We start from the raw sequence: 25,765 nt of genomic DNA, 5'->3' as shown, positions 1-25,765 counted from the left end.
ATTTTATCATATACCTCACACAATTAGGGTCATTTTTTTTGTTCATGCTGTTCGAGAATATTCATGGTACCTCGAAAAATTTGTATAGCCTGATGATTAGAGTTGACCGGACGATTTTGCGACAGCACAGCAACTGCATATTTGGGTTTGCCTACTGGTCCATAACCGATGAACCATTGATTATTTCGATGCTCTCCATCTTTTACGACTTGCGCAGTCCCTGATTTTCCTGCAAGTGGCCACTTGGCTGAGCTAAGCGTACGCCCCGTTCCATCCGTTACAACTTGCCGCATCCAGCCCAATAACATATTAGCTGTCTCGGGTTGAATTCTCCCCTCCCTGAATAAGTAACTTTGTATCGGAAGGTTCGCTAATGTTGAGCCATCCTTGAAATGAATTGTACTCACCAATCTAGGAGAATATACTACCCCATTGTTTAGCAATGTGACTACAAGGTTAGCTGCTTGAAGCGGAGTCATCAGCACATCTCTTTGCCCGATCGCCGTTTGCGCTAGAGTGCCTCCGTCTGCTTTTGAAGTGTCGTAGAAAATTCGTCCTGCCTCCTCCTGATCGATTTGAGACAGGGCTTCACCATCCAGAAAAACGTCAGCATGCCATCCGTTCAATCTGGATAACCCCAGTTTATGGGCTGTTCGGTTAATACTTTCCACAGACAATCGTTCCCCTAACGTGGCAAATACGATGTTGCAGGACTTAGCAAACCCCTCACTCAGTGAAATATCACCATGTCCACCATTTTTCCAGCATGATAAGCCGTATTTTCCGTAATGGCCTGAGCAGTGGAAAACTTCATTTGGGTTAGTTACCTGCTCTTCCAATGCCGCGGCAGCGATGACCACCTTGAAAATAGATCCCGGCACAGCCGCTTTAACAGCTTTATTACTCCAGCTTCCATCCTCCATATTTACATGATACGGATCGTAGAACGGCCGAGACACCATGGCGACTACATCACCTTGTTTAGCATCTAAAACAACTATGGCTCCCTCCTTTAATCCCATTTTCTCAGCCAGTTGCTCTAAATCACCCTGAATTTCATTGTTAATTGTCGTCTGAATAGTTAGCGGGTAGTATCTGTTATTTGCTCCTTTTACTCTGATACCAATTCCTGTTAACGGGCGCTTCTGTCCATCTACTGTATAATATGCCCTTGTCCCTCCAATCCCTCGTAGAAAATTGTCGAAGGTCTTTTCCAATCCCGCCGCACCTACCTGCATGGATAAAGAATAATTTTCATTCTGTTTATTTTGGGATCGAAGCTTCAGAATCACATCAGGACGCTGGGATGTAAACCCTAACCATTGTCGTCCACTCTCCTCTTCAGGATAGCGATACACATAGGGCATCAACTCAAAACCTTGTGTTGAGCTGCTTCTTTCCTCTTTACCATTTACATTCTTCGTTAATGCTTCTTTATAGGGCCACACATATGGAACCCTTAGTGTGCTCCAGGTCGATTGGAGCTTATCCCTGCTTGTTCCTAGCATACTTGCCAAAGTATCCAATGTTTTCTCATTCGGTAATTTAGCAACAGGAAACAACACAGGCTCCCATCTAGTAATACCCGTCATCAAAACCCCGTTACGATCACTAAATTGCCCTCTTCCTGAATCAAGCTCTATACCTTCTTCCCTTTGCCTGACTGCCAGTTCGTTTATAGTCTGACCGCTAGCTGTAACCGCTTTAAAAGCTGCCTTATACTGAATCCAGCCAATACGGCTTGCGTATATCGCGAATATCAAAGTAAATATGATCAGAATATAGAATATGCGCTTTTTTCTTATTAATGCCATCCTGCCGCCTCCTAATCTAATACCATTATTTCCTGGGAAAAGATTATTCACACCATATAGCCGGCCTTTCGCTATTCTGATCTGCAATTCCTTTATTACAAAATTAAAAACGCTGTCCTGTGATCATTATCGATCATAGGACAGCATCATCTTTGACACGTTCATTTCGTTAATTATACGGTAAACTTGGATAACGATTCTTTCAATCCAGCGGATACATTCTCCAATTTGTCCGAGAGCTCAACCAAATGCTGGCCAACGGTTTGTTGCTCGCTACTTAAGGATGCAACTTCTTCGGAAGTAGCTGAAGATTGTTCGGCAACTGCACTCACGTTGCTCATTGCTTCAGATAACACGTTTTGAGATTGGTTCAATTCATCAATAGAAGCTGTAACAACATCTAAATGTTGAACAAAACCTGCCATCTGATCACGAACCGATACGAAAATTTGATTGGTCTCCTTCACAGAGCTGATTTGCTCCTGGAACATCGGACTTGCCTCGGACAACGCTTGCACCGTCTCATTCATTTCCTGCTGAATGTTATCGGTGATTTGTCCTACCATTGTAATAGATTGTTTGGATTGATCTGCCAGTTGGCGAATTTCATCAGCAACTACCATAAAGCCTCGTCCCGCAGCCCCGGCACGTGCCGCTTCAATTGTAGCATTCAATGACAAAATATTAGTCTGCTGTGTAATATTTTGCATAACATCAAGCACTTTAAGTACTGAGCCTGTGCTTGATTTAAGTGAGTCAACTTTTGCAGTTAACGAATTAATCATATCTACTGTAATATTTGTTTTCTTCAGAAGGCCCTTCAAGTATTCAGTTCCTTGCTGGCTGGACTCTTCCACCTGGCGAGCAGATAGCTCCATCTCTTTATTGGTGTTTACAACCTGCTCCATTTTCCGCGAAATATTTTCTGTCAGCTCATTGCCGCGTTCCGCTTCATTCGCAAGACTTGTTGCACCATTAGCGATTTCTTCGGTTGCAATTGCTATTTCTCTCGCAGAAATGGCGGTTTTGTTAGATGCTTGAGTAAGCTCAGTGGCTGTATCTAACACTTCTTGCGCCGAAAAGTTCGTTTGTTTTACAAGAGTCGTAATTTGCTCCATCATCACGTTGAAGCTTGCCGTCAATTGACCGATTTCATCCTTCGCTTTCGTCTCCATACGTACATTCAAATTCCCTTTGGAGCCCTCTTCCATCAGGTTTTGAAGCTTAGATAACGGATGTGCGATCATTCTTACCATCCACATTGCAATAATTATTGCAGCTACAGCAACTACTGCTGCTGCTATGTATGTAGCTAACAGGATGCCTTTAGCATCTTTAATCAATTCCTCAGTCGCTACTGTGCCTAGCAGCTTCCAGTCTGTAGTGATCTGTTTATTGTAGACTGCCAGAACCGAGTTCCCATTAATATCCGTGGTGTTAATATTACCTACTTTCTCATTACCGGCTTTACTCAAATCATATTCAGTCACTTTGCCGATATCTTCTAAAATCGCTGATCCAACAACTATATTGTCAGGCCCAAGCATTTGTACTGTAGAGTTCGTACCAAGGTTTACCTCCTTAAGGTAACCATTCAATATATCCAGATTAATATCTGCTACTACAATAAAACGCTTCATGCTGTTTACGCTTTGCACTGATCTAACCAATCTGAATACATTTGACCCTGAATTTTTTTCATTTGGAACATTAAGCCACATCACTTTTGAAGCCTTTGCCATTTCAGTGAACCATGGCTGGTCACGAACAGTGTCCAAAAAAGCCGAATTTATAGAACCACTAGTAACATCATCGACAAGATTGTCTGGCGATATCAGGTATACTCCGAGTATACCTTTAGTAGAATACGTCATCGCACTAAGCCGTTCTTTTATTTTGTTTGTAGATGTAAAGCGTTCATAATCCCCATTAGTTGACAATGATGCTTCCAGAATTGCTTTCTGCATCTCTTCATCTAAAAACATTTGCTGCAGGTTCTCTTCATATTTCTGAAAAATGATGTCTAGCTTCTGTGAAGTTTGAGCAATTGTCTGCAGGTTTGCAAGTTCAGCATTTTCTTGTATCGTGCTTTTAGCCATTTGATAAGATAAAATCCCTATAGCCAATACAAAAAACATAATAGCTATGAAAAAAATGAGAAACAGACGAATCCCTACAGATTTTGCCGGATTGATTTGCTTAGGCAGCATCCCCTGAGCCCTTTCAATATAGCTACTCCAACCTTTACCAAGAGCTTTTACATCCTTTAGCTTCGTACCCTTGCTCTTCTTCTCTTGTTTGTCCTTGTCTTCTGCCAATTTCTTCTTTGGAAGCAGATTCATGTCAATCACCCACCGCTCATAATAATTACCTGCTAAAAATAGGGTTGAACCCATGCATAAAAATACAATTCTCCCCTATTTGATCAAAATGACATTTCATTATTTATATCGGCTTATAGACCCAAATTTTTAATTAAATATTCCGATTTAAATAAAAAAAAGAACTTTAGTCCTTAGACCAAAGCTCTAATTAATAGCTATTTTTTCTTTCTCATCATGTCAAAGTATGAAACAGGTTGATCCACCTTCATCTTAATCCGTTGAAGTGGGTGGCGTGCTGCATCCAGTTCATTTCCTTTTTCATCCCAGATCGTTCCGACCTTTTGCTTGAAAAAGGTTCCGTTTGGTCCAAAAAACTCGATTTCCTGGCCAGGTTTGAAATGATTGCGCTGCTGAATGACAGCGATACCCATCTTTTCATCATACTCCATAACTAGACCTGCAAAATCATAAGGAGCCGCTTTTTCTTCAGGCTCATAAATATGATCTTCGTGATCTGGAGTATCGTAGAAGAAACCTGTATTGAGTGGACGGTTAGCAGCTTTATTTATTTCATCCAGCCATTCCTGCTTAAATACATAATTTTCCGGATCAGCCATATAAGCATCGATCGCTTGACGATATACATTAACTACTGTTGCTACATAGTGAATCGACTTCATCCGTCCCTCAATTTTAAAGCTATCAACACCAACATCAATCAAATCAGGGATGTTTTGCAGCATGCACATATCTTTAGAGCCCATTGTAAAAGCGTTATCCTGCTCTTCAAATAGAGGCAACTGTGTAACTCCTAGTTGCAGCTTGCGTCCTGCCTGACCGTCCTGCATATCTTCTTCAGATGTCCACACTTCTTCTGGACGACCATCCTCAAACAAATCATACTTCCAGCGGCAGGACTGGCAGCAGCCACCACGGTTGGAGTCTCGATCAGTAAAATGGTTAGACAGAACACAACGTCCAGAGAATGAAGAACACATAGCACCGTGGATAAAAGTTTCAATTTCAATATCTACATGATTTTTAATTTCTTCAATTTCTTCCAGACTTGTCTCTCTTCCGAGCACGACCCGAGGCAAACCTTCTTCTTTCCAAAATTTCACCGCTTGCCAATTGATCGTAGACTGTTGAGTACTTAGATGAACCTCCAGATTAGGAACAACACGTTTAGCTGTATCAATAATTACAGGGTCAGCTACGATAATGGCTGTAACTCCTGCCTCATACAGGTTTCGCAAATATTCCTCAATACCTGCCAAGTCCTCGTTATGAGCATAAATATTTGTCGCTACAAACACCTTTGCTCCATATTTTTTAGCAAATTCAACACCTTCGCGCATTTCCTCAAAACTGAAATTATCTGCATTGGAACGAAGGCCATAATGTTGTCCCCCGATGTATACAGCATCAGCACCGTAATGAATAGCGAATTTTAATTTTTCGAGGTTGCCCGCCGGCGCAAGCAATTCGGGCTTATCCAAGCGATACCGCTTCCCGCTGTACTTCGGGATGTGTCTCTCCGCTGTTTGCATCTTCGTTCACCTCTTCATTGTATTTGATATTAATACACTTGCTCTTTGTAGAAAAATCCGAAGGACAGCTCTCTCTCGGGATCCTGAACTTTGCGGATTTCCTCCATCCATGTATCATCGAATTCATAATTGTCCGGGTCCTCGAAATATTTATCTATAGCCTTACGATAAGTTTGTATCACCGCTACATTATAGTTTACTGGTTTTAGTAGTGACTCTATTTTAAAACTGCTTACGCCGGAAGCCATTAGAATATGAAGATCCTCCAGTATACAAATATCATCCGAACTCATAATATGTGTTCCACTTGCATCCTCGTATATCGGGAATTTCTCATCAGGACGCTCCGCTTCAATTAGAAAGAGTCCTCGCTCCTTGCCAAGCTCTTCACCTTCTGATACCGGACGACCCTGATGCGTCATATAACTGCGAACCAGCGACCGCTTGGAATGATAAATATTCGTCATCCCATGTACCTGAACCTCAGATTCCAGTTGTAATTCGGGATACATGCCCGTAATTTCATCCATATTGAGCTCTCGCGCCAATACAACGCGTGAAGCTCCCCTGCGACCCCAATAATTAGCCGTTGAATAATTAGTTGAAGTCATTTCAGCATTCCAATGAAGAGCAATTTGTGGTGCAAGCTCCTTCACGGTTTGAAGCACAGCAGGATCGCCAAATTGTATAGCATCTACTCCTGCAACCCCAATTTCCTGAATATAGGTTGGCAGATCCTTGAGTAAATCGTTAGTCATCAAATTGCTGATACAAACATATATTTTCACTCCATGGACGTGAGCATATTTCACCGCTTCTGTTATGTCACTTGGATTCAAATCTCCAGGCAACCGCATTCCGAATTTAGAATCACCGACTAGAATAGCAGTAGCACCGGCTTCAATATAAGACTGTAATTCCACTAAGGAACCTGCAGGAACGAGAAGTTCCGGTTTGTTACCCATTTATATACACCTCAGTTATTTGGCCGTAGCCTTGCTTTTCTTGATGTTCTGTAAATGTTCCGCATACGTATGAGCAAACAAATGCTCGCCGCTGCCATCCTTCTTCGTGACATAGAACAAATAATCAGAAGACTTCGGCTCAAGCGCAGCCTCAATCGATTTTAAGCTTGGTGCAGCAATCGGACCCGGTGGCAGTCCATTATATAAATAACTATTATACGGACTGTCAACACTTCTTAAATCCGAGTTAAGCAATCTTTCCTTCGGCTTACCTAACAAATACTGCACGGTCGCATCAATTTCGAGCTTCATATTTTTAGCGATACGATTATAAATAACTCCAGCTACAACGTTGCGTTCTGAATCCACAACAACTTCACGCTCCACTAGGGAAGCCACCGTCATGAGCTCATTTAAATTCAACCCGCTTTGCTCCAGCTTTTGATTAAAATCAGAAATCCCACTCAATCGATTTGCTGTCTCTGCAATCATCCGATTTACGATATCCTGCTCATTGCTTCCCTTCTTCAGTTCATATGTTTCAGGGAACAAATACCCTTCCAGTCTATAGATAAACTCAGCACTTTCAGGTATTTCCTTCAGTAATTCACTATCAATTCCAGAAGGCGCTTTTGCTAGTGCCAAAAACTTGTCCTTATCTACAAATCCTTCCTCAGCAAGCTTCTCAGCCATTTGGGTTACTGTAAATCCTTCAGGAATCGTAAAACGAATCATTTCTGCCTTTACAACATCACCACTATTAAGCCTGGAAATAATTTCGTCAAAAGTTATGCCCGGAGTCATTTCATATACCCCTGCCTGAAATTTGCTGCCTTCGGATTTCCACTTCAAGTAGCTAACGAACATAAAATTATTTTTTATAAGTCCTTCATCCTTAAGTATGGCTGCGATTTGAGTGGTTCCTGTACCAGGTTCAATTGTAATTTTTACAGGCTCCTCAGATGCCTTTACAGGTTGAATGCCGTTATAAACGTAAGCAGCTCCTGCTCCAGCAGTTATAATCACAATTAGTACAAACACAAGCAGCCATTTTATCGCCTTCTTCAATAGGTCAACCCCTTTACAGCCAAAAAGAGCGGTTATCCCGCCCTTCTCAGACCGATCTATATTATCTGTACAATTTATAGTCTCCCCATCAGCGTTTCAGCCTACTCAGGAAACGTCAACTCATCGTACAATTCGGATACATTTTCCCATTCTTCATCGTCATCTATTGTAATGAGCTCAAGGGTGCCATCCGCAGTTGTTACAATTTTAAAAATTTCCGGTTCTTCCGAAGAACCATCCTCCTGACGTAATACAGCGTAAGAAGAACCCGCAACATCAAATTCTTTCTCAACACTGTAATACGATACAGCTCCAGCATCATCCCGAAGTTCAACTACAGGACCAAAGTGGTCACTTACCCGGGAAGTCCAGACTACTTGATCTGCGGAGAACTCAGTCATTGTCTTCCTCCCCATCGAACTCGTCGATCAAGGTATTGAAGGTTTCCTCCACGATCTCCCATTCTTCATCGCTCTCGATCGTGTACAATTTCAGGTCATCTCCGTCTTCTTCGTAACGGAATGCGTATACTTCTTCGCTCTCTTCATCTTCAAGCTCGGAATCCAAAGGAACGACCATCATATACTTTGCCTCGGAACCGTCAACTTCGAATTTCATAATAACTTCGAATTCTTCTTCATTACCCTCATCATCAGGGATATAAATAATTTCCGGTTCTTCTTCATTGCCGATACGATCTTTAGACATTTACGATCACCCTCACTTTATACTCTTAGAGTCCAAATAATTTTGTAAAATCAAGCTTGCGGCCATTTTATCAACGACCCCTTTGCGCTTCTTTCGACTGACATCTGCTTCAATCAGCGTTCGATGCGCGGATACAGTAGTCAAACGCTCATCCCAAAGAATGACAGGCACTTGCAGTCTATCCTTCAAAGCATCGGCAAAGGCCATACATATTTCACCACGAGGACCGATGGTGCCGTTCATGTTCTTCGGTAGCCCTACTACGACTTCTTCAACAGCATTCTGGTCAACCAGATAGGCAATGCGATCAAATTCCTCACCTTCACGGCGTCGTTCAATGACCTCAAGCCCTTGTGCTGTCCAACCGAAGGCGTCACTTAGTGCTACACCAATTCTTCTGTCCCCGTAATCAAGACCCAATATTTTCATGATTACTCCTAACGATGTCCTGCAAGATAAAATCTGACCAGTTCCTCGATCAGCTCATCTCTTTCCTTCTTGCGCACCATACTTCTTGCATTGTTATGACGCGGTATATACGCCGGATCTCCGGACAATAAATAACCGACAATCTGGTTAATAGGATTGTAGTCTTTTTCCTGGAGAGCCTCATATACCGCAAGAAGAATTTCTTTGGCAGAAACTTCCTCAACATCGCCAGTAACATTAAACTTGACGGTTTTATCCATGGAGTCCATGATGACACCTCGCTTCTTCAGACATACGGTTGGTATTCGCAGACTGATTCATCTTAATCCTAATCATACTATATCATATCATGGGCTCCATAAGGAAATTTTCCCTTTATATGTTGCTCAAAAAGGCAAATTTTGATTACAGCTTGGCTTAAGAAATAACAGGCTCAGATTGTTATCTTCAATTCATCAGCAAAGACTTAACAAACGCTTAGGTGAGATGCCATCTCAAAATTCAAATTCCTGCAAATATACAGCAATTCTTTCTGCTGATCATTAGTCAAATGAATTTCCTGCAAAAATACATTTTTTGGGGCGTAATATTTCGTTATCAACGAAATTGATTCAGAATTACTGCACAATTGCAGGAATTCCTCTCCAATCAGAAATTTCGCTAGCAAAAAAATGCATAATTGCAGGTTTTGCTTATTTCTGTAAATCCTTAAATCCTTACTGAACCTTAAACTTGTGCAGCAATCAACTGCTCAGCATGCTTCAATGCTGCTTCGAGCTTGGAAGCATCTTTACCGCCAGCTTGTGCCATGTCCGGACGTCCGCCGCCACCGCCGCCGCAAATTGCAGCAACTTCTTTTACAAGCTTGCCAGCATGAAGGCCTTGTTTCACTTGCTCCTGCGGAACGACAACAACAAAGTTAACCTTGTCTTCCATAGTCGCACCAAGCACTAGCACGGTATCCGGCAGTTTCACTTTAAGTTCATCAGCTATTCCGCGAAGGGCATCCATGCTTCCAACATGAACCTGTGCGGGCAGGAGCTTTGTCGAACCAATCGTAACCACCTGGCTGGTCAGTTCCCCGGCTTCAATGGTGCTGAGCTTGCTTTGCAAGGATTCATTTTCACGGCCAAGCTCTTTAAGTTGTGCATACAGAGCTTCGATCCGTTTGGGAACATCTGTTACATTGGATTTAAGAAGTACTGCGGATTGTTTCAGAAGGTCGAGTTGACCATCCATAAACAAGTAAGCACCTTTTCCCGTAACGGCTTCGATCCGACGAACGCCAGAGCCAATACCGCTCTCACTGATGAGCTTGAACAGGCCTATTTCAGAAGTATTGCTTACATGACAACCACCACACAGCTCCAAGCTGTATCCGCCAACTTGTACTACACGAACAATATCTCCGTATTTTTCACCAAACAGCGCCATAGCTCCCATTGACTTAGCTTCATCAATCGGCTTCAGATCAATGACAACATCCAGTGCATTCCAGATTTGTTCATTCACACGACGCTCGATTTCTACTAGTTCTTCAGGAGAAATGCTGCCCAGATGCGAGAAGTCAAAACGCAGACGCTGAGGCTCTACCAAGGAACCAGCTTGATTCACATGCTCGCCGAGTGTTTCTTTAAGTGCTTTATGCAGCAGGTGAGTCGCCGTATGGTTTTTCACGATATCTCTGCGAAGCTCGCGGTTAACTACCGCTGTCACTACTGCATCTACACGCAATTCACCAGAAGTTACAGTGACATGGTGTACATGCTGGCCATGAGGCGCTTTGAACAGCCCTTCCACATCAGCAATTCCAGCGTCGCTGCGAATGATACCCTGGTCACTGACTTGACCGCCGCTTTCCGCATAGAAAGGAGTTTCAGCTAAAACTACTTGACCACTTTGCCCTTCGGACAGTGTATCCACGAACTGATCATCAGCCACAATGGCTACAATTTTAGTATTGATTTCAAGCTCATTATATCCAACAAACTCTGTTTTAGTCGTAAAGTCAGACAGTGCTCCGCCTTGTACCTTCATACTTCCACTGTCATGACGCGCTGCACGAGCACGTTCACGTTGCTCCTCCATCGCCGCTTCAAATCCTTCAGAATCTACGCCAAGACCATGCTCTGCTGCAAAATCCTCTGTCAGGTCGAGCGGGAATCCATAAGTATCATACAATTTAAACGCATCTGCACCATTAATTACTGTACGTCCTTCCGCTTTGGCCTCTTCACTCATATTGAACAAAATAACTAGACCATCACTAAGCGTTTCATGGAAACGTTCTTCTTCAGCATGAATTACTTTTTCGATAAAATCCCGTTTTGCAACAACATCGGTATAGTAAGTGCCCATGATATCGCCAACAGTCTCAACTAGGCCGAACATGAACGGTTTGTCCAGTCCAAGCACTTTGCCATAACGAACCGCTCTGCGGAGCAAACGGCGAATAACATAACCGCGTCCTTCATTAGAAGGCAATACGCCATCAGCTACAGCAAATGCAACTGTACGAATATGGTCCGCGATAACTTTAAAAGCTACATCCGTCTCTTCCTTCTCACCATATTTCACTCCAGCAAGCAGGGCCGTTTTTGCAATAATAGGTTGGAACAAGTCTGTATCGAAGTTGGAATTCACATCCTGAAGGATGGAAGCAAAACGTTCAAGCCCTGCGCCTGTATCAATATTTTTATTTGGAAGCGGTGTGTAGCTGCCGTCTTTATTGTGATTGAACTGCGAGAATACAAGGTTCCACACTTCAAGGAAACGTTCATTTTCTCCGCCAGGATAACATTCCGGATCAGACAAATCGCCATATGCTTCGCCACGGTCATAGAAAATTTCTGTACAAGGTCCGCAAGGGCCTTCGCCAATATCCCAGAAGTTATCCTCCAGCTTAATGATCCGTTCAGCCGGAAGGCCAACCTTCTCATTCCAGAACTTGTATGCTTCTTCATCCTCCGGATACACAGTTACAGACAGACGTTCAGGATCAAAGCCAATCCATTCTTTTCCCGTCAAAAACTCCCATGCCCACGTAATTGCTTCTTCTTTGAAATAATCGCCAATGGAGAAATTGCCAAGCATTTCAAAAAAAGTGTGGTGACGACGGGTTTTCCCTACGTTTTCGATATCATTCGTACGGATACATTTCTGCGAATTAGTAAGACGTGGATTCTCCGGTTTTACACGACCGTCAAAATATTGCTTAAGCGGCGCCATACCGGCATTAATCCATAATAAAGACGGGTCATTATGCGGTACGAGCGATGCACTTGGTTCAATTTTGTGCCCTTTGCTGGCGAAAAATTCTAGCCATTTAGAGCGAATTTCACTTGCTTTCATGGATATATACCCCCTGGTAAATGTTTTCACAAAATCATATAAAACAGAAAAAACGCCCCTGAAATTCAGGGACGATTCAATCGCGGTACCACCCTGGTTATCGACTATTCTGCACGTCATGAGCAAAATAGAACGATCGCCTTATCGGTCCATTAACGGAAACCACCCGGTGAAGTTTAATCCACACTCCGAAATTAGCTTTCCATCCGGTCAATATTCGGGTTCTTTCAGCCATCGCGGAGGTAAACACTGTCACCTAAACGAAGGAACTCCTTCTCTGGGAAAATCAACTTGGACGTACTTTATTTCATCATAGATTTACAAAATTATTTTAAACAAATCATTTTAAGTATATAAGGCGAAGAATATGCTGTCAATGCACGCATGCTCCCGTTTAAACCGTTTTACGCCTAACGTAATAAGCATAAAAGTGCTGGATCACAACCTTCCCCACCGCAAACAGCGGTACGGCGAAGATTAGCCCCGGAATCCCGGCAATTTCTCCCCCTACAAGCAGTGCAAAAATAATCGTCATTGGATGTAAGTGAAGACTTCGTCCGACGACCTGCGGAGAAATAATGTTACTCTCGATCAATTGGCAGATCAAATTCACCAGGAACACAAACAGCACCATTTTCCATGAAATCGTCGTTGCCATGATCAGCGCAGGAGCCGCCCCCAGGAACGGACCTACATAAGGGATGATATTACAAACCGCCACTACACCTGCTAATAAAAGAGCAAATGGCATACCAACTATCATATACCCGATATACGCCAGCACACCGATAATAACGCACACGAGAAACTGGCCCCGTACATAATTTCCGAGTGCATCATCAATTTCTTTTAGCAATGTAACGATGGATTTGCGTCTTGTTCGCGGCAAGTATCTAAGTACAATTTTCTCAAAGGCTTCAAAATCCTTTAGCATGTAAAAGATCAAGAACGGTACAATAAATGCGTTGAATACTACTCCAATTGTTGTGCCGATATTGTCGAGAAAGCTTGAAATTGCTCCTGCAAGACGGTGTTCAAACTGATAAAACCAATTGTTCATACCCATGCGTATGCTGCCCGGTAAAATACTGTTATCCCAGCGGTTCATCAACTGCTGCGTATGTAGCGTTAATTCCGGCAAATGCTCTCCTAATTCCTCAAGTTGCAACGCGAACATCGGAATCACATTCATCAAAATGACCGATAAGCTTGTCAAAAATACCGCATATATTAAGAGGACTGCCATCGTACGCGGAACCTTTCTGTCTCCGAGCATTTTGACAACCGGATTTAATACATAAGAAATAATCATTGCGATAATAAAAGGAGAAAATATAACCTTTATAAAATTGAACACGACCGCAAACATCGGGCGAAGCGTCCACACGAAAAAGAGAATGATAAGACCTAGCAATAACCAAACAGCGTAACGAAACATTTTACTTTTAAAGATCGGCTCCACCTTCAAATATCCCTCCCGAACATCGGAATCGGACCAGCTATGAACAAAGTATATGCCTGTAATCGTAAAAATAATCGTTACCCATCACTGTAAGACAACGAAAAAGGCTCTCTCCCGCAAAAGGAAAGAGCCTCGTTATGAATATTTCTGTTATTACAATTGCAATTGGTTAAAGTCCTGCTGAACTTCTTCTCCAAAAAACAAATCATCCAGAGAGCTAAGCGTTCCATCCTCTTCTACTTGATAGACCGACATCTTTTCTCCGTTTACCGTCAATTCGATAAAGCAGCCCCAGCAATAAAATTGGTGGGAACCGATTTTCCCGATATCTTTAGAACTGCAGTTTGGACATTTCATCATACATTATCACCTATCCGTCAACAAAATTCATGATCTCACTCCAGCCGCTGCTCGCTACCCGGTGGCACCATGATCACATTCTCACCCACGGTCATTTCCGGAACATAGGGAAGCACCTTTCGCCCTTCCATCAGATCGGAAATAAACCCGTCACTAATTTCAATCCCAGTAATTGTATTTCCCTTTTCTTGGTCAAAGTAAACATCCGATACGAATCCTATAGTTACCCCGTCTCTGGTAAGGACAGGGAGTTCTTTCAATTTACTGCTACCGTCCAAATAAGTTAATTGTATATTCTCGGCTTTCCATTTCCGGATTGCCTGTTGACTTCGAATCATCACGGCATCTTCACCATAGGCTATGACATCTTCCCATAGAACCGCCTTAATATTGGAGGAGAACAGCTTCTTGCCTTCCAATTGAATACCTGAGATCGACCAATCTTCATTCAGCAGAATATCGAGGACTTTACCAACCTGTTTCCCATTAGACAGATCAAATACAGCTAAACCTATCATCTCCTGAAGCTTCAAAAGTACAGGTCCCTCCTCGGTGGGCAAATTCATACGCTGACAAAAAACGCAGCACCCTCCCTCCGTAAAAAGTTAAAATCGAAGCCCATTATTTTCTACTACGTAGACGCTCCAAAATGGTTTCAACTTTTTCAGCGGTAAGTTTCATCTCTTCATTAGTATTACCCAATCCAAAACTAAATCGAATCGCAGAACTCAAAAGATTTTTAGGCAGGTTCATTGCTTCCAGCACATGTGAAGGCTCCAAAGAACCGGAGGTACAAGCTGATCCACTGGAAACTGCGATGCCTTCCATATCCAAATTCATGAGCATCGTCTCTGCATCGCATTCTGGGAAGCTGATATTCAAAATGTGCGGAAGACGTTCCGACTGTGAGCCATTGATTTGATATCTATCACTTCCGATGCGCTGTTCAAGAGAGTTCAGTAAAGTGCTGCGCAGCATCTCATCGTGCTGAACCACCTCAGCTAATCCTGTGTTTACGAGTTCCAACGCCTTGGCAAATCCGGCGATTCCCGCCATATTTTCCGTTCCGGCACGGCGTTTGCGCTCCTGTAAACCTCCATGAAGTTGTGGCTCAATCATAAGCTCGTGTCGCACATAAAGTGCACCTACACCTTGAGGCCCGTTAATTTTGTGCGAAGAAAAGCTCATTAAATCCACCGGCAGCTCGTTGCAATGGATCGGCACGGTTCCTAATGCCTGTACTGCATCAACATGGAACACGATATCTCGTTCGGAAGTAATTTTGCCGATCTCTTCTATAGGCTGAATTGTGCCAACTTCATTATTTCCGTACATCACGCTAACTAGAATTGTGTCAGGACGAATGGCCTCCAGCACGGATTCAGAGTGTATTCTACCATAACGGTCTACGGGCAAATAAGTAACCTCAAATCCATCCTTTTCCAGCTTCTCGCAAGTATGAAGCACAGCATGATGCTCTATAGATGTAGTAATGATATGTCTACCACGTTGGGATCGAGCTGCAACTGTTCCGAAAATAGCCAGATTATCGCTTTCGGTCCCACCGCTTGTAAACACCAATTCATCAGAGCGGCAGCCCAATACTTTGGCAATCCTGTCACGAGCTCCATTCACCAATTTTTTTGCAGCACGACCATAAGAATGTATACTTGAGGCATTACCATATTGCTCGCGCATAACTGACATCATCACTTCAGCTACTTCAGGATGTATTGGAGTCGAAGCAGCGTGATCCAAATATATATGTTTCATAGAAACCACCTTATATTTTGAAGGTACATTTAAAACGAACTATATTTTATATTATTTTGCACAAAAAAACTACTATGATAACAACCGAAATTTTCCTTTGTTCGCCTCATTAAAAAAGAAGCAACCACTCATTCAATCGTACTGGAGAGGGTCACTTCCTTTTTATGTTAGTCATTCTTTATCTTCTTCATTATTGTTCACTCTCAAGCTTTCGAGCTACAATGCTAGATGTAGAACATATAGTTTTCTTTAGCTCCATGCTCTTCAAATGAAATCAGATTCTCAAGTGTTGTGGAATCCAATACTTCCGCAATGCCATCCCGAATGCGGAGCCACAGGTCACGTTTTGCCGGATCATCCTCTTCTGTAAAATCAACAGGTGAAATCGGGCCCTCGAGCACACGAATAATATCTCCCGCCGTAATCTCGCTCGCTTCACGGGATAGAATGTAACCGCCGTAAGCACCACGGATACTTTTAACAAGACCAGCATTACGAAGTGGAGCTATTAATTGTTCCAAATAATGTTCAGATAATTGATTTTTCTCGGCAATGCTCTTAAGTGAGGTTGGCCCTTCGCCGAATTTCGAGGCCAATTCCATCATAATCGTTAGCCCATAACGTCCTTTAGTGGAAATTTTCATAAAAAATCAACCTCTTTCAATTTTCGAATAATCTTTATATAATTGAACCTTGATCAATTAATAACAGGATATCTTTCTATTCCTATAATTAATCTCTGTTTATCGTAACATATCATATGTCTGTTTGGAAAACAAATCGCGCAATAAATGCTACAATTGTTTACCATACTGTTACAAATGTTAGGGGATCATCGTATATATCCCTTCTCTTATGATAAAATATCGACAGGTCAAAAGAGGCCTAAAGGAGTGAAAACCATGTCTAAACCAAACCATGAAACCAGAGTTGTTGTCGGAATGTCCGGGGGCGTAGACTCTTCTGTGACTGCCCTGCTCTTGAAGCAGCAAGGCTACGATGTCATTGGCATATTCATGAAAAACTGGGACGATACCGACGAGTTCGGCAACTGTACTGCGGAGCAAGATTCAGAGGATGTCAGACGTGTCTGTGAACAGATCGACATCCCTTACTATACCGTCAATTTTGAGAAAGAGTATTACGACAAAGTATTCGCATACTTCCTTGAAGAATATAAACGGGGACGTACGCCTAATCCTGATGTCATGTGCAACCGGGAGATCAAATTCGGGGAATTTCTGAACAAGGCTCTATCTCTCGGAGCTGATTATGTTGCAACTGGTCATTATGCCCGTGTTGTTGAGGAAGACGGCGAGTTCAAGCTGCTGCGTGGTGTAGACAGCAACAAGGACCAAACTTATTTTCTTAATGCCCTGAATCAAGAACAATTGTCCAAAGCGATGTTCCCGATCGGTCACCTTCCTAAACCAGAGGTTCGTAAAATCGCTGCTGAAGCCGGACTATACACGGCCAAGAAAAAAGATAGTACAGGAGTATGTTTTATCGGAGAACGCAACTTTCGCGAGTTCTTAAGCCATTATTTACCAGCTAAATCCGGTGAAATGGTCGATATCGCTACTGGCGAGGTCAAGGGTCGTCATGATGGACTAATGTACTACACACTGGGTCAGCGTCAAGGTCTCGGAATCGGCGGTTCAGGAAATGGCGAGCCTTGGTTTGTTGCGGAAAAGGATCTGGAGAAAAATATTTTGTATGTAGTTCAAGGGGACAGTCATTACAGCCTTTATTCTACTGCTCTGACCGCTTCCGCTGTGAACTGGATTGAAGGTATTGACAAGCTGCCAAAAGGTCCGTTCAAGTGCTCTGCCAAGTTCCGCTATCGTCAACCGGATCAAGGTGTTACAATAACACCGCAGGAAGATGGTACAGTATTTGTTGAGTTCGACCAACCACAAAAGGCGATAACGCCTGGACAAGCTGTTGTATTTTATGATGGTGAACTATGTCTTGGTGGCGGTACGATCGAAGCACCAGTTAAATTGCCGAAAAAATAAAGATGTAAAGTAAAAAAAGTTCCGAGGCCTATGAAATGGGTCTCGGAACTTTTTTCGCCTCACTCGCCATCGCCTGTTTGCCGCTCCACTCACCATTTCTACGTCACTTTTGACGCTCATGCATCCGTTTGATGCAACGCCAGCATGTATTACTCAATCACCTTATACATTACTCTCTATTTCTGCGCCGCAGCTCCTGATTATGACGGATTTTACTCTCATTCCCTTGCTCAGTCGCTTCATAAAATGTTCTTCCGGACAAGCTACTCGGTAAATACTCCTGCTTCACATAGTGCCCCGGGTAGTTATGCGGATATTTGTAGCCCTCATGTCCAAGCTTAGCAGCTCCCCTGTAGTGGGTATCCCGTAAATGCAAAGGAACTTCGGCTGATTTCACCTCGTCAATCGCTGACATCGCGTTCGAAATCGCTGTAACGACTCCATTGGATTTGGGGCTCTCCACTGCAAACAAAATAGCCTGTACAATGTTCAGCCTTGCCTCCGGCCAACCGTTATTGCGATAAGCATCCAGCGCGGCAATCGCCTGTACCATGGCTTGAGGATTGGCTAATCCGATATCCTCGCTGCTTGCTGCGATCAAACGACGAATAAATGTCATCGGGTCCATACCTAATTTCTCCACCGCGTACAGGAACCAGAACAAGGCAGCATCGCTTGAGCCGCGGATGCTTTTATGAAAAGCCGAAAGAACATCATATTGTGTAGATTCATCCGCTTTAACCAAAGGACGACGAATCGATTCTTCTGCTACCTCCAGCGTAATATGGACGGTTCCATCACTCTCGGCCGGTGTTGTCATAGCTGCAAGCTCAAGTGCATTCAGCGCACGCCGAATATCTCCGTTCGCCATTACTGCAATATGCTCAAGTGCCTCTTCGTCAACGTTAAGCTTCATGAAGCCTAGCCCGTTCTCGGAATCCTCCAGCGCTCGCTTCATCGCGATCTTGGAGTGCTCCTTGTTAAGTGGCTCTAGTTGGAACAAGGTCGAGCGACTGAGCAAGGCTCCGTTCACATAATGAAACGGGTTCTCTGTCGTCGCCCCGATAAAAATAATCGTTCCTTTTTCAACAGCCGGGAGCAGCGCATCCTGCCGGGAGCTGTTGAATCGATGCACCTCGTCCAAAAACAGAATCGTTTTTGTCCCATAAAAGGATTTGTCATTATGCGCTTTCTCAATAACTTCACGAACATCCTTTACCGATGCATCTACCGCATTAAGTCGAACAAATTCGGCCTGAGTATGCTTGGATATAATATGGGCAAGTGTCGTCTTTCCGCAGCCTGGAGGACCATACAGCAAAATCGAAGACACCTGATCCGCTTCAATCGCACGGCGCAGCAACTTCCCTGGACCAATGATATGTTCCTGACCAATATATTCATCCAACGAGGTCGGCCGCATACGATCCGCTAGCAGTCTTCCGGTTGGGTCATTATCTTGACGAACTGAAAATAAATCCATACCTTCACTTCCTTGATTACATCATCATTATCAACTTACTCGCAACCTCTATTTTAACACAGCCATAGTAAAAAACACTTATAATCGTTCTTTCGCTACCGATCAAGAGTCATATATGAGTTAATATAGATGTCGGGCCGACAAATAGCTGGAAAAGGGGGCTGATCAAAGTGTTTACAGCGAGCGAGGTGGCTTTCGCTTAACGCGGAAGCCCTAGACAGGGGGGCCGCAAGGCCCCTCTTATTTATTGCTATCTTGAATTTTTTTGTAGGATTGCATGTTAAAATATGTTAATATAGATCCGATATCATTAAATTATCCAACAAAAATTTCTATGCCGAAAGGGGGATTTACGACATGTGGACTTATTTCAATACCTTATTGATCACTGAACCAAGAAATAAGGAGGACCATGCTCGTGAACTACAAAAATGGGAAGGATGTGCTTCCCCCTAGGCTGCTGAAGGAGCTTCAGCGCTATATACAAGGCGAACTGCTCTACATCCCCAAATCGGAAAAATCCAGAGCATTATGGGGAGAATTGAGCGGAACCCGCACATCAATCGCCAAAAGAAATCAGGAAATATACTATATGCACCATAAAGGCCATTCCATCAGTGATTTGGCAAAAACCTATTATCTGTCTGATGAGAGTATCCGCAAAATCCTCAGCAAAATGAGAGCGTCCTATCGCGAGGCCGCCGCCACAGCTAGTGAATAATTCGATGATAAATAATGGAACACTGTTAAAATAGAAACAACCGCCTATGAGTGCATAAGGCGGTTGTTTTAGTTTTATATAGGCTAACTTGTTGCCACAACATAATCCGGCAGCTTTTCTCCATGCAAAAGCCACAATTCATGCAGCGCCCGTGTACATCCCACATAGAGAAGCTTTGCATCACTTGGTCCATAGTGGTCTTGGTCTACATCAGTTACTATAACCGCGTCGAACTCTAATCCTTTAGACAAATACACAGGCAGTACAGAAATACCGCCTTCATATTGCGTTTTGTCACCGTTGATTAAATGGGCTTCGACCGATTTTTCAAGTAAGTAAGTATGCAGCAACTCAGCTTCATGCAGCGTTCGGGTTAACAACGCAACTGTGCGATAGTCATGCGAACTTGCTTGTTCCAATGTAGCCGAAATAATCCGCAATCTATCGTTCCCATAGGCTGGTTCAAGACGAACAGGGTCGCCGCTACGGAATACCGGAACCGCAAGCAATTCACTGCCCACACCACGCTTTAATATTTCGTTGGCAAAATCGATAATCTCCATCGTTGAGCGATAGCTTCGAGTCAATGCAAAATAAGCTGTCTCTTCAGGATCAAAAAGAGTCTGCATCTCCTCCCATTTGCGAACCCCTTTGTAGTAATGGATGCCTTGCGACAAATCACCAAGTATCGTAAAGGAATGTCCTCTTACAAATCGATCCAATACCGCCACCTGAAACGGACTAAAATCCTGCGCTTCGTCGATAACGACGTGGTCAAAAGTCAGATTCCCGTTAATCTCCTGAATACCAGAATATATATATAGCAGTGCAGCCATGTCCTCTTCATGCAGCATTCCTTTTTTCAGGTAGGCTTGTGTTTCTTTGAAGATTCCTTTTGGTATTTTGTCGGTAATTGCTTGAATCTCTTGGGACTCCGCTTTGGAGGGTATAAATAAGCTCCGATACAGAGCCAACGCTTCTAGCTCCGGCCACTTTTTGGCATACGCCTTTTCCCGCTGCTGTGCTTTTTTCTTACGCTCCTTCATCACGGCAGCAGACGGAGATTTCTTAAGCTCCATTTCAATCCAGCGATGGATACGGGCTAGAACCCGCTCCTTACGCTCTGCTACCTTGTAGTGGCGATATTCATCCTCGAACCATTGCTCAATCATTTTGTAAGGAAGCCTTTTCCCTTCCCATGGCTCGAAATCGATCACCGGAACAATATTAGGCGCTATATGTTCTAAATATTCGTCCAGCACCGACTTAAACTCAAGTGAACCTTTATATCTTCCCGGTAGAAGTGAATCCTCTAAAGCCTCGTTTCCCTTCTCACTGCTATCAAACCAACGTACTAGAGAATCCGTATCACTAACCAAGAGCCCATCATTATGAATTCCAAGGATCTGAAGAGCCCAATGGCTGAAGGTGCTCTGCATGATATCACCAACGCCCAATTCAGGCAGCACCTCTGAAATATAATCGATAAACATGAGGTTCGGTGCAAAAATGACCATGCGTTCTGCCTTGATCTGCTCCTTATACTGATACAGCAAAAAGGCGAGTCTGTGCAGTGCCACTGTTGTTTTACCACTACCTGCTACGCCTTGAATGATGAGTGCTGTATTTTTCGCGGCCCGGATGATCTTATCCTGTTCCGCCTGAATCGTTGAGACGATATCTCGCAGACGGTTGTCCTTATTCTCTCCCAGTCTGTATACGAGGAACTCGTCTGAAACTGCAGGTCCGTCACTATCCTTGTTAAACGTATCCACAACCCGCTCCAGTATTCCTTTACGGATTACTATGTTTCTTTTCAGATACACCAAACCTTCGATCAGACCCTCTGGCGCTTCATACTCCGCATGATCTCCACCTGTAAAAGAATAAAATAGACTGGCTACAGGAGCCCGCCAATCGATTACAATCGGCTCACGAACATCATCACCGCTTACGCCGACTTTCCCAATGTACAACGGGGACATCGACTTGCCTTGCTCTTCAAAATCCAGTCTGCCAAAATAAGGCTCACGATGCGACTGCTCAAGCTGCTGTCTCTGCATTTCACGATTTTCTTCGAGCAGCTGCTCCGTAAAATCATGTCCCGTGTAGACGGGGATGCTTCTTAATTGCTCTAGCTTCCTGTCAATAGTCTCTAAGGTGCGGTCCAGCCGCTCCTTTTCCTCTTGATAGGCACTTTGAAATTGTTCCACTTCAGTTACCTCCTAAGATCAAATTCCGTTCGTTCCTCAGCTTAACTGCCTAAAGTCGTCGAAGTCAAAAGGAGCTTTATTATATCACTGCGGGATTAAAAAAGCGAATAAAAAACCTCGTCGAGGACGAGGCTGGATGCTGCAATGGATTTTTCCCACTATTTCTTCAGGCGCATAAAGCACCAGATTTAGCTGAATCAAAACTGAATTCATACCTGAACCCCGCCCGCTTGCAACAAATCACGAACAGCAGCACTAACCATAATGAGACCTACTACTGGCGGAACAAAAGAGTTACTCGCTGGCGGCTGCTTAGCTTTGCGAATTTTCGCTCCTTCAGGTGCGATTTTCTCCGTAACATCCGCACGCGGTTTCACGGGCTGCTCGGTGGAGAACACGACCTTTACTCCTTTTTTGATCCCGTCCTCGCGCAGCTTCGTGCGAATCACGCGCGCCATCGGGTCCATATGTGTTTTGGAAATATCCGCAATCTGGAACTTAGTAGGGTCCATTTTGTTTGCTGCACCCATACTAGAGATCATAGGAATATTCCGTTTACGGCATTCTTTGATCAAATGAATTTTATAAATAATCGTATCAGAAGCATCGAGCACATAATCGATATCATATTTAAACAACTCTTCATACGTTTCTTCCGTATAGAACATATTTAAAGCGATCGTTTCACAATCCGGATTGATCAGCTTAACCCGCTCGCTCATCAAATCTGCTTTCTTTTGTCCGACTGTTGTAGTCAAGGCATGAATTTGACGATTCACATTCGTGATATCGACAACATCCTTATCAATAAGGATAATCCGACCGATTCCAGTACGGGCCAGTCCTTCGACTGCCATCGCACCTACACCGCCAATTCCAAGTACCGCCACAGTACTATTTTTCATTACAGCAAGGCCTTCAGCTCCGATAGCGAGCTCTGTCCGTGAAAATTGATGAAGCATTGTCTGCTAACCTCCTATTAACCCTCGACGATAATTTCAACCTCCTGCAACCCCGCTAATTGCGTTTTAATATACAGTTGATTGTCCTGTTTGTCATAATACCATCCAAAACTCTGCTCCTCAAGATGCTTCATTTCAGGAACTTCTGAAATCAGGTTCACAGACTTCGGAATAAAGGAAAGATGATGAACAGTAAACAGTATGGATTTATCGTCTTGTTGTAATCCGAAGACCTCATAAGCAGCACTAATTGTATATTGACGATCATTCTCTTCAGTACTAATTTGAATCAAATTATAAGCTCCTTGAGCATACCGATCACTTAAACCATCATCCTCATACAGAGTAAAAGCACCACAGGCATCTGTATGATATGAAACCTCAGCACCTATTGCCCCTACATCACCCTGAGCTGCCGCACCTAACCTGCCTTGACCATATAAATGGATATCAAGCCTGTGCCAAATTGCCTGACCCGTATGCTGCATCAGCTGTGTCTGAGGAAGGATAGCCCCTGCCCGAATGTATAGCGGCAAAACATCAAGCGGCGCATGAGCGATAATATGAGCGCCTCCCTCATATCGCGTTCCTGTCCAATAATCAAACCAGATACCTTCAGGTAAGTAGACAACCCTGTGTTGTTTGCCTGGTTCATAGATCGGGGCAACAAGCAAATCTTTTCCCAGTAAAAACTGATCAGACAAATGATACGTATTGCGATCCTTAGGATACTCCAACACTAACGGCCGCATAATAGGGAGTCCTGTGCAGGTTGAGTCATAAAAAAGAGAATAGAGATAAGGAAGCATCCGGTATCTAAATTCAATATATTTTCGGCAAATCTCTTCGACCTCATCATTAAAAGTCCATGGCTCTTGGTTGCGAGTATCGATAGCACTGTGATTTCTACAGAAAGGAGTGAATACGCCTAACTGGGTCCATCTGGCTAACAGCTCTCCAGAAGCATGGTGCATGAACCCGCCAATGTCTGCTCCGCAAAAAGCTACCCCGGAGAGTCCGAGATTAAGTCCCATCGACATTGACAATCTCATATGGTCCCAATAGCTCCGATTATCTCCCGTCCATACCGTGGCATATCGTTGAATTCCGGCATAACCTGCTCTTGTCAACACGAATGGCCTTTCTCCCTGCAACAGCTTCTCCATTCCTTCATAAGTTGCCTGACTCATGAGCAAGCTGTAAATGTTGTGCATTTCTCCATGTGTTTTTGGATTTCCATCATTACGGTGAATCACGTTGTCATCCATCGTTTTCGTAGGAGAATTAAATACACTGGGCTCATTCATATCGTTCCATATTCCACTGATTCCATAGTCCACATAAAACTGATGAAGTGCTCCCCACCATTCACGAGTAACTTCATCCGTAAAATCCGGGAATACGCTTGGACCTGGCCAGACGGCTCCAACATACTCTTTACCATCAGGAGTTTGGCAAAAACGTCCCTCTTCAATCCCCTGCTCGTATACCTCATAGCCATTCTGGACTTTTACGCCTGGATCAACTATAGGCACTATACGAAATCCCAGTTCCTTCAATTCGCTCATCATGGCTGCAGGGTCAGGAAAACGATCCGTATCGAAGGTGAACACTTTATAATCGTCCATATAATGAATATCAAGATAAATAACGTCGCATGGAATGCCCTTGGATCTGAAGTTTTGCGCGAGCTGAATGACTTCCTCCTGATTCATATAGCTGAATCTGGATTGCTGATAGCCTAATGACCACAGTGGTGGAAGCGGCATTTTACCTGTTAATATCGAATAATTCGTAACGACATCCTTAAACCCGGGGCCAGTAATGAAGTACAAATCCATTTCTCCGCTGGCCGTCTCAATAAAGTAGCTATCTAGCGCTTCGCGCAAATCTACAACAGTTCTTCCCGGATTATCAATAAACAATCCGAAAGTATTATCGGATGCATGGTGTATCAGCAGCGGGATCGATTGATATAGCGACTCCATATCGGGTACGTGCGGATCAAACACATCGGAATTCCACATCGTATATCTCTCGCCGCGTTTATTTAAATATCCCGTAGTCTCACCGAGTCCGTATATCATAGCTTCATCATCCATGCCGCCCTGACACCGCACAGCGGTATCAGAGAAGGACAGCTTGTAAGACCCACACAACGTTCCCTGACCAGTCTTCACATAAAAAGACAACGCAGCTATATCTACAACGAGGACAACATTACCCCTAGTAATTTCCAATTCATTATTCAGCTCAATCACATTCCAGCCTTCAAGCGGTTCATAGGGTAGCAACGCCTTTGATGGCTCTAGCTCAGCATCTCTACCCTCCAGTGAGACCGATATTCTGACAATACCCGGCGTCACCAGCTTTACGGTAAGATTGGCATGCTCACTATAGATCATGACATACTTGTCCCTACACTCGTAGCCCTTATACGGACCAATGTCACGATATATCGAGATAGACTCGCTCTCTATTTGATCTGGGTGAATTTTCTCACTCGTTTGCATGATTTTTCACCACTCCTTCTTTTTCTATTTGACAGTACAGTTCACGATTCA

At 43.5% G+C, this 25,765-nt stretch carries 21 protein-coding genes; 2 read left to right on the top strand and 19 right to left on the bottom strand.

Translation table 11 applies throughout. From position 1 onward, the window contains the following. Positions 1-29 precede the first annotated feature (29 nt). The 15 genes from BLS49_RS16830 to cymR all read right to left on the bottom strand — a co-directional run bounded on the left by BLS49_RS16830 (position 30) and on the right by cymR (position 16,448). Positions 30-1,814, bottom strand: coding sequence for a peptidoglycan D,D-transpeptidase FtsI family protein (locus BLS49_RS16830; protein WP_091233146.1), 1,785 nt, complete (start codon positions 1,812-1,814; stop codon positions 30-32). A gap of 173 nt (positions 1,815-1,987) precedes the next feature. Continuing rightward, positions 1,988-4,156: a methyl-accepting chemotaxis protein gene (locus tag BLS49_RS16825; RefSeq protein WP_091233251.1), complete on the bottom strand. Its 2,169-nt coding sequence runs from the start codon at positions 4,154-4,156 to the stop codon at positions 1,988-1,990. A gap of 197 nt (positions 4,157-4,353) precedes the next feature. Then, positions 4,354-5,688 (bottom strand): peptidase U32 family protein, encoded by a 1,335-nt coding sequence (locus tag BLS49_RS16820; RefSeq protein WP_091233142.1) that lies wholly within the window; start codon positions 5,686-5,688, stop codon positions 4,354-4,356. 29 nt (positions 5,689-5,717) lie between these two features. Next, a complete protein-coding gene (locus tag BLS49_RS16815) occupies positions 5,718-6,653 on the bottom strand; it encodes a peptidase U32 family protein (protein ID WP_091233138.1) in 936 nt (311 codons plus the stop codon). Between the two features lie 15 nt (positions 6,654-6,668). Further along, the gene (gene mltG / locus BLS49_RS16810) at positions 6,669-7,721 is read right to left on the bottom strand and encodes an endolytic transglycosylase MltG (protein WP_245742502.1); all 1,053 of its coding nucleotides are present in this window, start codon (positions 7,719-7,721) and stop codon (positions 6,669-6,671) included. Between the two features lie 101 nt (positions 7,722-7,822). Further along, the gene (locus BLS49_RS16805) at positions 7,823-8,122 is read right to left on the bottom strand and encodes a DUF1292 domain-containing protein (RefSeq protein WP_091233135.1); all 300 of its coding nucleotides are present in this window, start codon (positions 8,120-8,122) and stop codon (positions 7,823-7,825) included. Then, the gene (locus tag BLS49_RS16800) at positions 8,115-8,429 is read right to left on the bottom strand and encodes a DUF1292 domain-containing protein (RefSeq protein ID WP_091233132.1); all 315 of its coding nucleotides are present in this window, start codon (positions 8,427-8,429) and stop codon (positions 8,115-8,117) included. Before BLS49_RS16800 ends, BLS49_RS16805 begins: the two co-directional genes overlap by 8 nt. 12 nt (positions 8,430-8,441) lie before the next feature. Continuing rightward, positions 8,442-8,858 carry a Holliday junction resolvase RuvX gene (ruvX, locus tag BLS49_RS16795; protein WP_175471450.1) on the bottom strand — a complete coding sequence of 139 codons (417 nt, stop codon included), beginning with the start codon at positions 8,856-8,858 and terminating at the stop codon, positions 8,442-8,444. Between the two features lie 8 nt (positions 8,859-8,866). Beyond that, positions 8,867-9,127: an IreB family regulatory phosphoprotein gene (locus BLS49_RS16790; RefSeq protein WP_091233125.1), complete on the bottom strand. Its 261-nt coding sequence runs from the start codon at positions 9,125-9,127 to the stop codon at positions 8,867-8,869. 457 nt (positions 9,128-9,584) lie between these two features. Then, the gene (gene alaS, locus BLS49_RS16785; protein WP_091233122.1) at positions 9,585-12,209 is read right to left on the bottom strand and encodes an alanine--tRNA ligase; all 2,625 of its coding nucleotides are present in this window, start codon (positions 12,207-12,209) and stop codon (positions 9,585-9,587) included. A gap of 394 nt (positions 12,210-12,603) precedes the next feature. Continuing rightward, on the bottom strand, positions 12,604-13,671 hold the full coding sequence (locus BLS49_RS16780) for an AI-2E family transporter (protein WP_091233244.1): 1,068 nt from the start codon (positions 13,669-13,671) through the stop codon (positions 12,604-12,606). Positions 13,672-13,824: 153 nt separating this feature from the next. After that, positions 13,825-14,028, bottom strand: a complete 204-nt coding sequence (locus BLS49_RS16775) for a hypothetical protein (protein WP_091233241.1) — start codon at positions 14,026-14,028, stop codon at positions 13,825-13,827. A gap of 38 nt (positions 14,029-14,066) precedes the next feature. Continuing rightward, the gene (locus BLS49_RS16770; protein ID WP_091233118.1) at positions 14,067-14,564 is read right to left on the bottom strand and encodes a PRC-barrel domain-containing protein; all 498 of its coding nucleotides are present in this window, start codon (positions 14,562-14,564) and stop codon (positions 14,067-14,069) included. 88 nt (positions 14,565-14,652) lie between these two features. After that, a complete protein-coding gene (locus BLS49_RS16765) occupies positions 14,653-15,804 on the bottom strand; it encodes a cysteine desulfurase family protein (protein WP_091233115.1) in 1,152 nt (383 codons plus the stop codon). Positions 15,805-16,028: 224 nt separating this feature from the next. Further along, on the bottom strand, positions 16,029-16,448 hold the full coding sequence (gene cymR, locus BLS49_RS16760; protein ID WP_091233112.1) for a cysteine metabolism transcriptional regulator CymR: 420 nt from the start codon (positions 16,446-16,448) through the stop codon (positions 16,029-16,031). Positions 16,449-16,706: 258 nt separating this feature from the next. On the opposite strand from cymR, the gene mnmA reads away from it, so the two are divergent. Next, complete coding sequence (mnmA, locus tag BLS49_RS16755; protein ID WP_091233106.1) at positions 16,707-17,822, top strand: tRNA 2-thiouridine(34) synthase MnmA; 1,116 nt, start codon at positions 16,707-16,709, stop codon at positions 17,820-17,822. A gap of 169 nt (positions 17,823-17,991) precedes the next feature. Here mnmA and BLS49_RS16750 read toward each other — a convergent pair whose 3' ends face one another. Next, on the bottom strand, positions 17,992-19,305 hold the full coding sequence (locus tag BLS49_RS16750) for a replication-associated recombination protein A (RefSeq protein WP_091233103.1): 1,314 nt from the start codon (positions 19,303-19,305) through the stop codon (positions 17,992-17,994). A gap of 412 nt (positions 19,306-19,717) precedes the next feature. Here BLS49_RS16750 and BLS49_RS16745 point away from each other — a divergent pair, with 412 nt between their 5' ends. Beyond that, the gene (locus BLS49_RS16745; protein WP_175471449.1) at positions 19,718-20,026 is read left to right on the top strand and encodes a CD3324 family protein; all 309 of its coding nucleotides are present in this window, start codon (positions 19,718-19,720) and stop codon (positions 20,024-20,026) included. 83 nt (positions 20,027-20,109) lie between these two features. On the opposite strand, the gene BLS49_RS16740 is transcribed toward BLS49_RS16745, so the two are convergent. From BLS49_RS16740 to BLS49_RS16730, 3 genes are all read right to left on the bottom strand, one after another. Then, entirely contained in the window at positions 20,110-22,239 is a 2,130-nt protein-coding gene (locus tag BLS49_RS16740) for a HelD family protein (protein ID WP_091233097.1), read from the bottom strand. A gap of 209 nt (positions 22,240-22,448) precedes the next feature. Next, complete coding sequence (locus BLS49_RS16735; RefSeq protein WP_091233093.1) at positions 22,449-23,201, bottom strand: tRNA threonylcarbamoyladenosine dehydratase; 753 nt, start codon at positions 23,199-23,201, stop codon at positions 22,449-22,451. 17 nt (positions 23,202-23,218) lie between these two features. Then, positions 23,219-25,714 (bottom strand): glycoside hydrolase family 31 protein, encoded by a 2,496-nt coding sequence (locus tag BLS49_RS16730; protein WP_091233089.1) that lies wholly within the window; start codon positions 25,712-25,714, stop codon positions 23,219-23,221. Positions 25,715-25,765 lie beyond the last annotated feature (51 nt).

Origin of the sequence: Fontibacillus panacisegetis (assembly GCF_900102215.1) — a bacterium.
Lineage (GTDB): Bacteria > Bacillota > Bacilli > Paenibacillales > Paenibacillaceae > Fontibacillus > Fontibacillus panacisegetis.
Note: the sequence above shows the minus strand (reverse complement) of the source record. Positions and strands in the feature narration are given on the sequence as shown.